This window comes from Alteromonas infernus (assembly GCF_902705815.1).
On record NZ_CACSIG010000017.1, the window covers coordinates 283,004 to 297,222 of the forward strand.

General features: G+C 44.7%; 10 protein-coding genes and 2 pseudogenes. 8 read left to right on the forward strand and 4 right to left on the reverse strand.

Annotated elements, in window-relative coordinates; translation table 11 throughout:
• The first annotated feature begins 117 nt into the window (after window positions 1-117).
• The 5 genes from ACX5J7_RS05055 (at window position 118) to ACX5J7_RS05075 (ending at window position 7,090) form a co-directional block, all read left to right on the forward strand.
• Complete coding sequence (locus ACX5J7_RS05055; RefSeq protein WP_498706314.1) at window positions 118-2,301, forward strand: ABC transporter permease subunit; 2,184 nt, start codon at window positions 118-120, stop codon at window positions 2,299-2,301.
• Window positions 2,294-3,853 (forward strand): phosphate ABC transporter permease PstA, encoded by a 1,560-nt coding sequence (pstA, locus tag ACX5J7_RS05060; protein ID WP_015066308.1) that lies wholly within the window; start codon window positions 2,294-2,296, stop codon window positions 3,851-3,853. Before ACX5J7_RS05055 ends, pstA begins: the two co-directional genes overlap by 8 nt.
• A gap of 17 nt (window positions 3,854-3,870) precedes the next feature.
• Complete coding sequence (pstB, locus tag ACX5J7_RS05065) at window positions 3,871-4,677, forward strand: phosphate ABC transporter ATP-binding protein PstB (protein WP_015066309.1); 807 nt, start codon at window positions 3,871-3,873, stop codon at window positions 4,675-4,677.
• A gap of 84 nt (window positions 4,678-4,761) precedes the next feature.
• A complete protein-coding gene (phoU, locus tag ACX5J7_RS05070; protein ID WP_012517383.1) occupies window positions 4,762-5,478 on the forward strand; it encodes a phosphate signaling complex protein PhoU in 717 nt (238 codons plus the stop codon).
• A gap of 340 nt (window positions 5,479-5,818) precedes the next feature.
• The gene (locus ACX5J7_RS05075; RefSeq protein ID WP_015066310.1) at window positions 5,819-7,090 is read left to right on the forward strand and encodes an inorganic phosphate transporter; all 1,272 of its coding nucleotides are present in this window, start codon (window positions 5,819-5,821) and stop codon (window positions 7,088-7,090) included.
• A 101-nt stretch (window positions 7,091-7,191) separates the two neighbouring features.
• On the opposite strand, the gene ACX5J7_RS05080 is transcribed toward ACX5J7_RS05075, so the two are convergent.
• Complete coding sequence (locus ACX5J7_RS05080; protein ID WP_015066311.1) at window positions 7,192-8,169, reverse strand: universal stress protein; 978 nt, start codon at window positions 8,167-8,169, stop codon at window positions 7,192-7,194.
• A gap of 330 nt (window positions 8,170-8,499) precedes the next feature.
• Here ACX5J7_RS05080 and ACX5J7_RS05085 point away from each other — a divergent pair, with 330 nt between their 5' ends.
• Window positions 8,500-9,408 (forward strand): hydrogen peroxide-inducible genes activator, encoded by a 909-nt coding sequence (locus ACX5J7_RS05085; protein WP_015066312.1) that lies wholly within the window; start codon window positions 8,500-8,502, stop codon window positions 9,406-9,408.
• Between the two features lie 76 nt (window positions 9,409-9,484).
• Here ACX5J7_RS05085 and ACX5J7_RS05090 read toward each other — a convergent pair whose 3' ends face one another.
• The 3 genes from ACX5J7_RS05090 to ACX5J7_RS05100 form a co-directional block, all read right to left on the reverse strand.
• On the reverse strand, window positions 9,485-10,000 hold the full coding sequence (locus ACX5J7_RS05090; protein WP_012517387.1) for a protein-tyrosine phosphatase family protein: 516 nt from the start codon (window positions 9,998-10,000) through the stop codon (window positions 9,485-9,487).
• A 93-nt stretch (window positions 10,001-10,093) separates the two neighbouring features.
• On the reverse strand, window positions 10,094-10,750 hold the full coding sequence (gene trhA, locus ACX5J7_RS05095; RefSeq protein WP_015066314.1) for a PAQR family membrane homeostasis protein TrhA: 657 nt from the start codon (window positions 10,748-10,750) through the stop codon (window positions 10,094-10,096).
• A gap of 188 nt (window positions 10,751-10,938) precedes the next feature.
• A complete protein-coding gene (locus ACX5J7_RS05100; RefSeq protein ID WP_015066315.1) occupies window positions 10,939-11,379 on the reverse strand; it encodes a MarR family winged helix-turn-helix transcriptional regulator in 441 nt (146 codons plus the stop codon).
• A 137-nt stretch (window positions 11,380-11,516) separates the two neighbouring features.
• Here ACX5J7_RS05100 and ACX5J7_RS05105 point away from each other — a divergent pair.
• Both ACX5J7_RS05105 and ACX5J7_RS05110 read left to right on the forward strand, forming a co-directional pair.
• Window positions 11,517-11,946: pseudogene (locus ACX5J7_RS05105) on the forward strand (organic hydroperoxide resistance protein).
• Window positions 11,947-12,197: 251 nt separating this feature from the next.
• Window positions 12,198-14,128, forward strand: a pseudogene (locus ACX5J7_RS05110) (M1 family metallopeptidase).
• Window positions 14,129-14,219 lie beyond the last annotated feature (91 nt).

A 14,219-nucleotide genomic window follows, 5' to 3' on the forward strand; every position in this document is an offset into this window, starting at 1 on the left:
GCTATAAATTTTTACTTGCTATTAGCATAACAAAACTTACACTGCTCACCAGTGCAATTTAGGGTTATTCTTCTTAAAAATGAAGAATTTCGAAAATAAGAATGACTAAACAACCGCATGACTTTCGACAGCAACAGCTCAAATAAAAAACGCCAGCGCAACGATAAGTTGTCACGCTATGTGGTAACGGGGTTTGGCGGCCTTGTTTTATTGATGTTAGTCATTCTTATTACTCACCTTATTAGCCAAGCGCTGCCTTTAACGTATATTCCCAGCTTAAAACACCTTACTACCTTTACAACCTCAGAAAGCGAAGCGCTTGTCAGTGCAGGTGACATTGTTAATGGTCAGCCTCTGCTCGTTAGGAATTCTGACTGCCGTTTAGGTTTAAAGTTGCTTCAAGATAATACGTTAGTCAGTAACCACGAATACATTCGCCCTTGTGAGCATGTGCTGTCGGCCGATAGCGTTATGGGGGAAAACTACATTGTCGATATTTCCCCCAACGCGTTAGTCAGAGTGTTACCGGTAAGGTCGTTCAACGTAAGTAATAATAACCTAGCGGATATGGCGGCGCCCCCTCAAACTGCCCAGTCAGTATTAACCAACAACATCACTTTCTCGCTTCCTAAAGAAGTATGGAAGGAGCGCGAAAGCTGGGATATGGCGTTATCTTCAAAGTGGGCGGTGGTGTCTATCACCCATGGTGATAGCGTTTTCGTTAGATGGGTTAACCGCAAACGACCCACGCATATAGTAGACAAACGTTTTTATAATATTGATCGTTTAACGTTATTACCGGGCAGGGAAAGCGTACTTCTTCAAGTTGACCAAACGCTCTACCTTAACAGGTTACGAGATGAAGGTGTGGCGCTACTTCCCGTGGTGGGCAATGTTTCCGCCTCTTTAGATGAAAAAATAGTGTTCCCCCTTGCTAAAGATCGCACGTTCTTTTTGATGAATAGCAAAACGGAAACATTAACGCGTTGGGTCTTAAGCAAAACGGATAAAGGCCTTTCCTTCGAGCAAACCTATCAAATTCCCTTAAGCAATGAAAAAGTAAAAGATGTCGCTGAACATGCGAGTATGAATTTAGTGGCAGTACTGACGAGTAACGCTAGGGTACTGTTAGTCAATCGCGTATCAGGGGATGTGGTGTCTTCTCAAAAGATAGACGACTCAGCTGAACAGATTATTTGGTACGGAAACAAGCTGTATGGTTTTTCTGATAGCACATTGTCGGTGTGGGAAGGACAGCATTTAAGCGGTATCACGACATGGTCTTCCCTTTTCGACCCCCAACACTATGAAGGCTATGAAACCGAAGAAACTGTTTGGCAAACAACCAGCGCATCTGATTTTCAAGAAGCTAAGTTTAGTTTAACCCCGCTTCTAATTGGCAGTATAAAAGCGTCTTTGTTGGCATTGCTTATTGCCATTCCCGTTGCCATTGGCGCTGCTATTTACACCGCTTTTTTTGCTAAAAGCCGAATGCGGAATATCGTTAAGCCTGCCATAGAATTACTTGAAGCGATACCTAGCGTACTTATTGGTTTTATAGCCGCTATTTGGCTTTCGCCTAAAGCTGAGCAATTTCTTTTCTCCTTTGCTTTTTTTCTTATAGTTATCCCCTTTGTGTTAATTGCTGTAGCGGTAATGCAGCGCCCCGTTGCCGAATACCTACCTAAGCACCTAAGGCATGGGGCGGAGCTTATTTTCGCAATAGGCGGCGTATTTTTGTTGGGATTTATAAGCGTAGAGTTTGCGCCATCCATCGTCTTGTCATTGATGGGAGTAGAGGGCTTCACCTTATTAGCGGCAGAGTCTGATAGCCCTATTGGTAAAACAACCATTGTGGTTGCATTGGCGTTAGGCGTAGCTATTTCTCCCAGTATTTATTCGCTTGCAGAAGACGCCATCAATGGCGTACCAACTGATTTAAAACATGCCTCTTTTGCATTAGGGGCAACGCGTTTACAAACCCTGCTCCACATCGTTTTACACGTAGCCCTGCCCGGTATTGTAGCGGCTATTATGCTGGGTTTTGGTCGGGCGTTTGGTGAGACAATGATCGTGCTTATGGTAACTGGGAACACACCCATATCAAGTTGGGGTCTTATAGAAGGTTTGCGAGCACTGACTGCTAACTTGGCTATTGAGCTTCCCGAAGCGGATGTGTCATCCGCGCATTATCAAATTTTGTTTTTCACCGCGTGTATATTGTTTTTATTTACGTTTTTAGTTAACACAGTAGCAGAGCTTATACGCCAGCGAATTAGGGGCAGGGCTTACTATGGTTAACCGAGACATATTCGGGCTTAATGCGGTTCAGCGCCAGTCGTTGGTGATTAGCTTAACGGCTTTTTTCACTAGCTTGCTGCTCATTGCGCTAGTTAGCGTACTAATACTAATTAGCTTTCGCGGTACCGCTTATTTTTGGCCTGAACCTATTTATAAGGTAACTGGCACGCTACTAGATGGCTCTCGGTTCTCTGTACTTGCGAACATCTTTGAGGATGCGTCAGAAGAAGACATCACCCTCAAATATTCAGATGTGAATCACCCCTTTGGCTTTCAAAAACAAATTGACCGTGAACAGTTGCTCAGTGCTAACCTCGCCTTGGACAGTGCAGAGATTAAACTGTTGGATGGCAGGCGGGTAATGGCTATTCCAGAGCACATCGTTGTTCCATCAAAACCGCCACAGCCTCTAGATAACATTGGTGAAGTATTACAAGATGTTGCCTTGATTACGGCACAAATTGAAGACCTAAACACCGAGCATCTTGCGCCTATTCATGAGGCCTTGTCTCAATTTGATAAAAGAGATGTGGTGGAAGATGCGCCGGCTAGAGAAAAGCTGGTTGCTGCTTTTAACGAGTATCAAAAGCGTGTTGAGGCTTTAGAGAGCACGCGTGCCCAGTATAGGTTGCTTGTTAGTTTCGCTGACGGTTCGCCTTTCATTATTCCCATTTCAAGTATTCAGGATGTGGACTTTGTAAGCCGTCTAACCACGTTTGAAAAGTGGCAGGTGGTGTTTTCTGAAATTGGTGTTTTTCTCTCTGACTCCCCTAAGCAAGCGAACACATCAGGGGGTGTTTTCCCCGCATTATTTGGCACAGTACTGATGGTATTTTTAATGACCATTATAGTGACGCCTTTTGGGGTGCTAGCCGCTATATATTTAAGCGAGTATGCGCCGAACACCGCGTTAACAACCATCATTCGCGTTAGCGTGAGTAACATGGCAGGCGTGCCGTCCATTGTTTACGGTGTATTTGGGCTTGGCTTCTTCGTATACACCTTAGGTGGCAGCATTGATGAGTTGTTGTTTAGCGATACGCTGCCTGCGCCAACGATGGGGAGTCCAGGCGTATTCTGGGCAGCCCTAACGATGGCAATTTTAACACTTCCCGTGGTTATAGTGGCAACCGAAGAAGGCCTGCGTCGTGTACCTGATGGGTTAAAAGCCGGCAGTTATGCCTTAGGCGCCACTAAAATTGAAACCATATTACGTACGGTTTTGCCTATCGCTTCACCAGGGATCATGACTGGCGTCATTTTAGCGATCGCCAGAGCGGCAGGTGAAGTGGCCCCTCTTATGCTTGTGGGCGCTGTTAAGTTTGCGCCAACTCTGCCCATAGACGGCGAGTTTCCTTATCTACACCTAGATAGACAGTTTATGCATTTAGGCGTGCTTATTTACGACGGTGCTTTTCATAGCCAAACTGATGGGAAAAGTGCCAGTATGATGTTTGCGGCCTGTTTATTATTGTTAATCGTGGTTTTCGTACTCAATATTTTGGCCGTTTTGCTTAGGGCGCGTTTGCGTAAGCGCTATCTCAAAGGTTAATTACAGGTTTTTAGTACATGTTGAAGTTGTTTGAACACAATACGCTAAACGTTAAAGACATTAGTGAAGAGCAAACTGCCGTTGATGTTAAAAATCTCAACTTATGGTTTGGTAATAAGCATGTTTTAAACGACGTCAGCATGCGTATTCCTAAAAATAAGATCACGGCCTTAATAGGTCAAAGTGGGTGTGGTAAATCTACCCTTATAAGCTGTTTTAATCGACTTAATGACTTGTATGACGGCTGTAAATACAACGGTGAAATCATTATTGATGGACGTAACATCAATAGCCGTAAAGTTAATGTGTCGCGGCTGAGAACCAACGTTGGTATGGTGTTTCAGCGTCCCAATCCGTTTCCTATGAGCATTTATGAAAACGTGTGTTACGGGCTTAGACTTCAAGGTGTGAAGGTACGAAGACATCTAGATGATGCGGTGGAAGGCGCACTTAAACAAGCGGCGCTGTGGGACGAGGTAAAAGATCGTCTTTTCGAATCGGCTCAAGTGTTATCCGGTGGTCAGCAGCAGCGTTTGGTCATAGCGAGAGCGTTGGCATTAAAGCCGGATATTTTGCTACTTGATGAGCCTACATCGGCACTTGATCCGCTGACTACACTGTTTATAGAGGAACTTATGGACGTGCTGAAAAAGCAGTGCACCATTGTTATTGTTACTCATAATATGCAGCAAGCGGCACGTGTAAGTGACTATACCGCCTTTTTCCATCAGGGCCGGCTAATAGAATACGCTGACAGTGACACACTGTTTACCATGCCTGAGAAAAAGCAAACCGAAGATTATATTACGGGTCGCTATGGATAACGTGGCGCGTGTAAAGAGCAGAGCCCAGATACAATTAACGTTTGCTACAACACAACAAGTGTGGGCACGCGAGGAGAAATAAGCATGCGACAGGTGGCCTTAAATACGCACATCTCTGGCACCTTTAATATTGAGTTGGAAAACTTACGGAACTCGGTATTAACCATGGGCGGAGAGGTTGAGCAGCAGTTAGTTAATACCTTAAAAGCGGTGAAGCATAACCATGCCTCATTAGCTGAAAAAGTGGTATTAAACGATTTGAAGATTAACTCGATGGAAATCCAAATCGATGAAGAGTGCCTTCGTATTATTGCCAAACGTCATCCCACGGCAAGCGACTTGCGTCTCATTATGACGGTTTCCAAAGCCATTACCGACATTGAGCGAATGGGGGATGAGATTGAGCGTATTGCAAAGCTGGTGACCCGCAATAAGCTTCCTAGTTCAGATACGATTAAAAGCAGTATGTTACTTATCGGCGAGCGTGTAGCGGCGATGATGCGCGGTACGTTCGATGCCTTTGCACGTCAGGATGAAGCGGCGGCACTTGAGGTATACGATCAAGACAATCGCATTGATAGTGAGTACAAGCGGTTATTGTCTTACACCACCTCAGAAATGCAAAAAAGCACAGACGATATGCAGGATTGGCTGGATGTGTTGTGGGCAATGCGTTCATTAGAGCGGATTGGGGATAGGTGCAAAAATGTATGCGAATATGTGGTTTATCTCACTCGTGGTACCGATGTTAGGCATACGCCGCTCGAAAATATGCAGCAAAAGTTGGAAGATTTGACGTAAAACTGTCCATTTGGTCAATTTGATTTTGCGCAAAGCGTATTAAATTGAAGGAAGTAAGAAATTTATGCGTCATAAAACTGTAATATTTGGTGAATTTATCATCGCAATCAAATAATTCCACATACTTTTATCGTTTTTCGATGATTTTCGCTATGGCTTCTATGACGATTACGTTATCATGCGCCGCAGCCAAGAACAGATCGTGCAAAATTTAATCGAACATTATGATAGAACACAATTTGTCTTTAACTTCTTTCTCTAGCCTTAGTGGTGAAGAGATCATGCTACTTACTCAAGTAGCGTCCAGCCTAAATCGCGTTTAGATCGGGAGCGATTATCCGTGGAATTTTTTGAAAGTTATGGCCTAATTCTTATTATCCTTGCCGCCGGCGTTGGTTTCGTCATGGCATGGGGTATTGGAGCAAATGACGTTGCCAACGCAATGGGTACGTCGGTAGGTTCTAAAGCTTTAACTATTAAACAAGCTATTATCATTGCAATGATATTTGAGTTTGCTGGCGCCTACCTAGCCGGTGGCGAAGTAACGTCTACTATTCGAAAAGGAATTATCGACTCAACCTTCTTTATAGACATCCCTGAATACCTTGTATTGGGAATGATCTCATCGCTACTTGCTGCCGGGATTTGGCTTGCTGTGGCGTCATGGTTGGGGTGGCCCGTTTCTACTACGCATTCAATTATCGGCGCTATTATTGGTTTCACTGCCACTGGCGTGAGTATGGATGCGGTAGCGTGGGGTAAAGTAGGCGGCATTGTAGGTAGTTGGGTGGTAACGCCAGCCATATCAGGCATTATCGCGTACCTTATCTTTATGAGCGCTCACAAGCTCATTTTCCAAACCGACTCACCGTTTGTTTACGCCAAGCGCTATGTGCCATTTTACATGGCGTTAGCGGGCTTCGTTATGTCATTGGTTACCATTAAGAAAGGCTTGAAGCACGTAGGTTTAGAACTGAGTGCTGTTAACGGTTATCTATTGGCGATTGCTATTGCCGTGGCATTGGGCTTCGTGGGTAAATGGTTTATCGGCCGTATGAAGTTTAGCGGCTCTGAAGATGCCGATTTACAGGCGGCAAACGTAGAGAAAGTCTTCGCGCTGCTTATGGTTGTTACTGCATGCTGTATGGCCTTCGCCCATGGCTCGAACGACGTGGCTAATGCTATTGGTCCTCTCGCGGCAGTGGTAAGCGTGGTGACCAGCGGTGGTGAGATTAATTCAAGTGCCACATTGGCCTGGTGGATCCTGCCGTTAGGTGGTTTAGGTATCGTAGCTGGCCTGGCTCTATTTGGTCATCGTGTTATTAAAACGATTGGTCAGGGTATTACTCACTTAACGCCAAGCCGTGGCTTTGCTGCAGAACTTGCTGCAGCCTGTACGGTGGTTATTGCATCGGGTACAGGTCTGCCAATTTCAACAACGCAAACATTGGTGGGTGCCGTGTTAGGTGTAGGTTTAGCGCGAGGCGTTTCAGCACTGAACTTGGGCATTGTGAGAAATATCGTTGTATCCTGGATTGTAACTTTGCCGGCAGGTGCACTACTTTCAATTATTTTCTTCTTCATCTTAAAAGCAGCATTCGGCGTAGCGTAACGCCAATAACGCTTACATGTATGTAGATATAAAAAAAGGCCGCGCTTCTTGAAGCGCGGCCTTTTTGTTTGTGTTCGTATAAAGTGTGAACCGCAAAGCGCTCAGTCTAGCGATATAGGCGTTTCAAACCCTCTTGGCTTAACGCCCACGACAGCGCACTTCAATTGGTGGATGGTCTCTTCGGCGGTATCACCCATAATATAGCCAGGCACGCCTAAGCGAGATACTGTGCCCATTACGATAATGTCAGTATCAAGGGACGTGGTTGTGGCTGCAATTTCTCTGCGAGGGTAACCGTGGACAATGTGATTTTTAGGCTGTAAGTACTCCCACACATTGTCGTCAAGCTCTTCAGCTAGTTCATTAAGTAGCTTCTCTAATTCTTTCTCACGCTCGGCGTGAATTTTCGCAAGGTCCGTTTCCATTCGGTCGTTGTCTACGGTAATAAAGCCATCTCTTGCGATATTTTCCGGTACAGCATCAAATACGTGAACAATATGCAGTTGAGCAAACTCTAGCAGCGCTATCTGGCTTGCATGTCGCAATATATCGCGGTTAAGGTCACGCCTTATTGACACTTCGTGACTTGGATAATGGTAATTAAGGTCCAGTGCGGCTACCACGTTCTTGTATTGGCTACGCGGTTTATGGTTAATTATCCACAAAGGGCAGGGGCATTTGCGAAACAGCTGCATATCTAAGCTACCAAATAGCTTATCTAAAAAGCTTTCCTCAGCCCGCTTTATGACTAAATCTATATTGTTTTTTACCACATAGCGCACCACGTCAATTAGTGGATGCCCCACGGTTACAGCGGTAGAAACCTTGTAGTTTTCACTCCAGCTTTCAGCCTGTTCTTTAAGCCAAAGTTCAGCCTGCTTTTCCATAGTTTGCTGAGAATCAACATATGAAAATGACTCCATCACCATGCTGGCGTTAGGCGGCAATGCTTCTAAAGAGAGCATAATGGTAAGCGAGGCTTGATGTGCTTTAGCGATATGCAGTGCTTGGGCAACGGTGTCATCCTGCCGATGAGAATCGCTCAACACACATAAAATGTTTTTATAATGTCCTTTCATACTGCCCTCGGTATTTATTCGCTCTATGCGTTAATGATACAAGAGTGGGTTCCACTTCGCTGTATAAATATGCCGTGAAGGTCATAGTTTTAACTTCAATGGCAACTAAAAAGCTTTATTTAATTGAATCCTAACGCTACTTCTAATGGCTTTCCAGCGGGCGGCGATAGAATTCTTAAAACCTTCTTATACAAGCGGTATGAAAGTGAATGTAATTCGCAAACTATGGCCTTTACAAGAATAGTCTCGGTGAGCGGCTAGGCTGTATATAATCTTTATGTTAGATTAAACCATTATCTTTTAATCCCTTTAAATAATAGAGAGATGCCTATGAAATGGCCAAATCTTAAGCACCTACACTATTTGGTGACGCTTCACCAAGAGCAACACTTCCACCGCGCTGCTCAGCGTTGTAATGTAAGTCAGTCAACATTAAGTACGGCCATTCAAAATTTAGAAGAGCATTTTGGTAGTCAATTACTTGAGCGTGAACACAAGACCTTTGTTTTTACTTCATTAGGCTTAGATATTGTTGAGCGCAGTAAAGTGCTGCTGCAAGAAGCGGGGGAATTGGTCGAGTATGCTCAAAATGCGGGCAACTGGCAGCGTGGAACGCTTAAGCTTGGTGTTATACCAACAATAGCGCCGTTTCTTTTTGAAGGAATGATGGGGGCCTTCTCTGCCTTCCTTCCTGAAATTAATTTAGAAATGCAGGAAGATACCACTGAAAAGCTCTTACAACAGTTAACAGACGGTAGGTTAGATTTACTAATTTTAGCGCTTCCAATGGAAACCCCAGGGTGTAAGCAGATGGTATTGGGCCACGACCCCTTCCATCTTATAGCGCACAAAGATATGGCGGAACAACTGCCTAGTCCCGTAGATATTTCAGGTTTACCGAAAAAGAGTATTTTTCTGCTTCAGCAAGAACATTGTATGACGGGGCATGCGGTGAGCGCGTGTAATCTTCAGCATAGTGATCAAATTAGCAGTGTTGCAGCAAGTAGCCTATATACCTTGGTGCAGCTGGCAAATAGTAAAATGGGCTATACCTTCTTACCGGAACTTGCGATAAACCAGTCTATTCTTGAGCACACTGGTCTAAAAAGTTTTCCAGCAGAAGAGCAGGGCTTTCGAGAAATTGGTTTGGTATGGCGCTCAGGCACAACCCGTATGCAGCTATTCCGTCGAATTGGTGAAATTATCTCGCCACTACTGCCTATACCCACGCTGAAATAGCGTTACTGCTGAGTGCACTTTCTTTAGTCTTTATTCAAAGCGGCTGAACCCTTGCGTGTAGCCGCTTTTTTATAGACTACATTTTAGGTGCAATATGCCCCAATTCTGCCGCCCATGTTAGTTCGGATCTAAGCAGATTATTTGCCGCGTTTGCGCCAAAACTATGCAGCGCATTGTAGGCACTGCTAGATGGTATACGGCAATAGTGACAAAGTGCGTAGAATAACAAGCTACAGCGGTGCTGTGAGCCATCGCAGTGCAAATATATCTTCGCTCCCTCTGTCAACATTTGAGACAGTTCATGAAGATATTGGTGGAGGTGCACATCCTCAGTAGGCGATTCTGACGACGGGTGCATAAAGGGAACCCATAGCCACTCTAACCCAGCAGCTAATGAACGGTCGCGAATAATTGGCGCGTGTTCTTCACTGGTTTGTACCGTGGCAATGTGGGTTACGCCTAGTGATTTAAGTCGTTCAAAGTCACTTTCTACAGGCTTTTTTCCCAAACATATCTGACCTGCGCGCAGTGAAAACCATGCGATATTGGGTGTTGCTGTTGTGCTATCTTCCTTTTTCTCAGTTTTTTGCATGGTGTTTAGTATTGCGCTTGCATGAATTTTTAAATAGGGCCTTAAATGGCTTTTTAATTGGGGTTGCCATAGTAGCGGTATCAGAGCCTCTTGTTACACGACAAAATAATAAATAGAAAAGTAATGGCAGCTACATCCGCCAATAACGAACATGTGCCAAATAGCATGGGTATACTTTACCTTTTTCGCCACATAAAAGCACACACCTACGCTGAAACACAGGCCGCCCGCTACCAATAACCAAAGACCAGCACCTGGAAGGGCGACATAAAGTGGGTAGATAAGTCCCAGTGCAATCCAGCCCATTAGCAAATAGGTCATGACCGATACTTTTGGGAAGCGGTGTTGCGCAATTAATTTAAATGCCACTCCACCAATCGCAAGACTCCAAATAATTGCAGTCATGGTAATACCTAGTACGCCACCTATTGCCACTAATAAAAGCGGTGTGTAAGTACCTGCTATCAATAAGTATATTGCACTGTGGTCAAATAGTTTAAGCCATCCCTTCGCTTTTTGATGAGAAATTGCGTGATAAAGGGTTGAACTCAGAAACACCAAAATGAGTGTAGAGCCATAAATAGCAGCGGTAGTTAAGGCTAGCGTGTCTTCTGCGCGGTACAGCATCAAGACTAAACCTACAATCGCCGCAACAAAGCCAATGCCGTGAGTAATGCTGTTAAGCCATTCTTCTAAAACGGAGTAAGCTTTGGCAGAAATAACTTTTGTTTGTTCCTTTACGTCTGTCATTACAGCTCCTGTTTTGATATCTGTAGAAATATGTGTACCTCTTGTTTGTAGATAGCTACCAGCATAAAAACGAGTTTACTAAGCGATTCGCATACCTTTGACAATTATAGCGCACACTTGTTCGCTCAATGTGTAAATAATAACAGATAACGCGGCCGGTATGATGACGCAGAGATTACAAAGTGGCGTTACAACTCAGCGTTCTGAAAACAGCCGCCTAATTTGTCGAGCAGTTTAACCAATTCGCGGCTTTCTTCTGCACTCATACCTTTGAGTTTGCACAACATTTGCGCCGGTACTTCTTCTGCTATGGTTTTCTTTTCTTTTCCCATTTTAGTGAGCTGTACGCGTTTAACACGTTTGTCAGTTTCATCTTTATTAACCATTAAGAAGCCCTTGTCCTCAAGTTTTTTAAGTATTAGGGACATTGCTCCTCCGTCAATGGCGGTTCTCTCTAGAAGTTCAGCAATAGTAATGTGGTCAGTTTCCCAAAGCGCCATTAAGGTTACGTATTGAGGGTAGGTAATATCTAGCGCTTTTAGAAGAGGCCTGTAGGCGCGAGTAAACGCGTTTGACAGCGTATAAAACCGATGACAAAGCTGATTTTCTAACTTTAACAATTCTGACACGGCGCTTTCCTAAGTTTGTTCGACGATAAACGATAAATGTATTTTGCATACAAAGTACTTGAACTGCAAGTTGCCTTAGTGTTAAGTTATTTTGTATGCAAAGTATTGAATTGAATTTGCCAAATAGGAGAGCAACTATGCATAAGCTTCAACAAGTGGTTTATACCGGTACTGCAACCGCAACGGGTGGCCGTGAAGGAACGGCCAAATCAAGCGATGGTAAGCTAGACCTTGACCTGTCTACACCCAAAGAGCTGGGAGGCGCAGGTGGTGAAGGTACTAACCCCGAACAGATGTTTGCAGCAGGTTATTCAGCGTGTTTTATTGGCGCGCTTAAACACGTGGCTGCATCGCAAAAAACTAAAGTTAGCTGACGACATAAGTGTTACCGGTGATGTATCAATTGGCCCCATTGATCAAGGCTTCGCCATTGCGGTAAAACTAACGGTAGATTTAGGGGATATGGATAAAACCCAAGCGCAAAGTTTGGTAGATACTGCGCATCAGGTGTGCCCATATTCAAACGCAACCCGCGGTAATATTGAAGTAGATATCAATCTAGCCTAATTATGCCGCTACGGGTTCAGTAATCACGCCCGCTACAGCGGGCGTTTTTATTTACGTAGATTGCTTACACCCTTTGAAATCGCCACGCCAGTTCTTATAGCTACGTTTGTAATCGATTTAGTTCGAACGCCAGTATTCACGCTACTGTCCTAAATTCAGCGCATTGAAAAGGCAGCGCTTCGAATTAGAGTCGCCAGTCATATAACAGCTTGATACACTGAAACGGTATCAACCATTCTTTAGGAAGTTATATGAAAAAATACGGAGTACTGGCTACATTCGTATGCGCGCCTGTGTTGTTCGCGTGCAGTGATAACAGCAGTGTAGACACAGCGAAAACAGATAAAGAGCAGGCCGTCAATGAAAGCGCGGTCTTGAATGTCGAAGCAGAAAAACGCGACGATGCTACCATTGCGTCTGGCGTAGACTATCATTCGTTTGCGAACCCTAATGAAGTTCGGGTTACGCACTTAAGCCTAGACCTCACCGCAAATTTCGAGACCAAGCAGCTCATTGGCGATGTAACACTTGATGTAAAGCGCGCAAAGCCTGAAAACAATACGTTGGTATTGGATACACGCGCTCTAGACATCGACAGTGTCACCGTTAATGGTGAAAGCGTTCCCTTTGAAATAGGCAAGACCGATCCTGATTTAGGTACGCCTCTTACCATTACGTTACCTAGCGCTGCGAATTCAGTAACCGTAGCCTATTCCACATCACCTGACGCCTCTGGCGTGCAGTGGTTAACGCCAGCACAAACGGCAGGTAAACAGCATCCGTTTCTATTTACACAAGCCCAAGCGGTTCACGCACGAAGCTTTATTCCCCTTCAAGATTCACCACAGGTGCGCGTGACCTATGATGCGACCATAAAAACACCTGAAGCTCTGTTGGCGGTAATGAGCGCGTCGAACGACCCTACAACAAAGCGCGACGGCGAATATGAGTTCACCATGCCACAGCCTATTCCGTCGTATCTTATTGCGTTGGCAATCGGTGATCTGAAGTTTAAAGCCATGGGTGAACGTACTGGTGTGTATGCAGAGCCAGCACTTCTTGAAAGCGCAGCGAAAGAGTTTGAAGACACTGAAGCGATGCTTGAAGTAACAGAAGAAACCTATGGTCCCTACCAGTGGGATCGTTACGACCTGCTTATTCTACCGCCGTCGTTCCCGTTTGGTGGCATGGAAAACCCTCGCTTGTCGTTTATCACACCAACGGTTATTGCCGGTGATAAGAGCTTGGTTTCATTGATTGCCCACGAACTTGCACACAGCTGGTCGGGCAACACCGTAACTAACGCAACGTGGCGCGATCTGTGGTTAAACGAGGGGTTCACCACTTATTTAACTTACAGAATTATGGAAATGATCTATGGTCATGATCGTTTTAAAAAAAAGCAGTGCTAGGTTATCAAGACTTAGAGAACGATATTGCAGCGTTAGATGAAAACGACGAGATCTTAGCTATCGACCTTCGTGGCCGTAACCCAGATGATGTTTTCTCGAATATTCCCTATGAAAAAGGGGCACTATTTTTACGTGAAATTGAGCAAAAAATAGGTCGCGAAAACTTTGACGCGTTTTTAATGCAGTACTTTAAAGACTTTGCTTTTAAGAGCATAACCACCGACACATTTATCGCTTATTTAGATGAAACTCTATTGAACCAATACCCAGATAAACTCGATGCTAAGCGCATAAATACTTGGATTTTCGAACCGGGTCTTCCGGAAGATGCACCTCAGCCAGAGTCTGATGCTTTCACCAAAATCGATGATACACGCACGGCATGGCTTTCAGGTGATGTAAACGCGGCGGATATAGAAACGGCACAATGGACGGTACACGAGTGGTTATACTTCCTGAACAATATGCCTGAAACATTGACTGAGCCACAGCTTGCTGAATTGGACAAGGCATTTTCGTTAACGTCAACAAAGAACAACGAAATTGCTCATAGCTGGCTGATGATCGCGGTAGAAAATAACTACCAACCTGCTTTTGATCGTTTGTACACCTATCTAGTGTCGATAGGACGCAATAAACTGGTTAAGCCGCTGTATCGTGAGCTATCAAAAACGCCCGACGGCAAGGCGTTTGCGAAGCGCGCCTTTGAAGAAGCGAAACTGGGCTATCACCCGCTCACCGTTAGAGCCAATGAGGGATACGTAAACTAATCCTCAGCGCTTGAATATATCGATGGCTTTGCCACACAAAAAAGCAGCGCATTCGGCGCTGCTTTTTTTGTTTGCCCAGCGTGGCAAACCC

Bases quoted from the DNA above. Each gene is read 5' to 3' on its own strand.
- ACX5J7_RS05055 (WP_498706314.1), top strand. From the start codon at position 118: ATGACTTTCGACAGCAACAGCTCAAATAAAAAACGCCAGCGCAACGAT.
- pstA (WP_015066308.1), top strand. From the start codon at position 2,294: ATGGTTAACCGAGACATATTCGGGCTTAATGCGGTTCAGCGCCAGTCG.
- pstB (WP_015066309.1), top strand. From the start codon at position 3,871: ATGTTGAAGTTGTTTGAACACAATACGCTAAACGTTAAAGACATTAGT.
- phoU (WP_012517383.1), top strand. From the start codon at position 4,762: ATGCGACAGGTGGCCTTAAATACGCACATCTCTGGCACCTTTAATATT.
- ACX5J7_RS05080 (WP_015066311.1), bottom strand. From the start codon at position 8,169: ATGAAAGGACATTATAAAAACATTTTATGTGTGTTGAGCGATTCTCAT.
- ACX5J7_RS05085 (WP_015066312.1), top strand. From the start codon at position 8,500: ATGAAATGGCCAAATCTTAAGCACCTACACTATTTGGTGACGCTTCAC.
- ACX5J7_RS05090 (WP_012517387.1), bottom strand. From the start codon at position 10,000: ATGCAAAAAACTGAGAAAAAGGAAGATAGCACAACAGCAACACCCAAT.
- trhA (WP_015066314.1), bottom strand. From the start codon at position 10,750: ATGACAGACGTAAAGGAACAAACAAAAGTTATTTCTGCCAAAGCTTAC.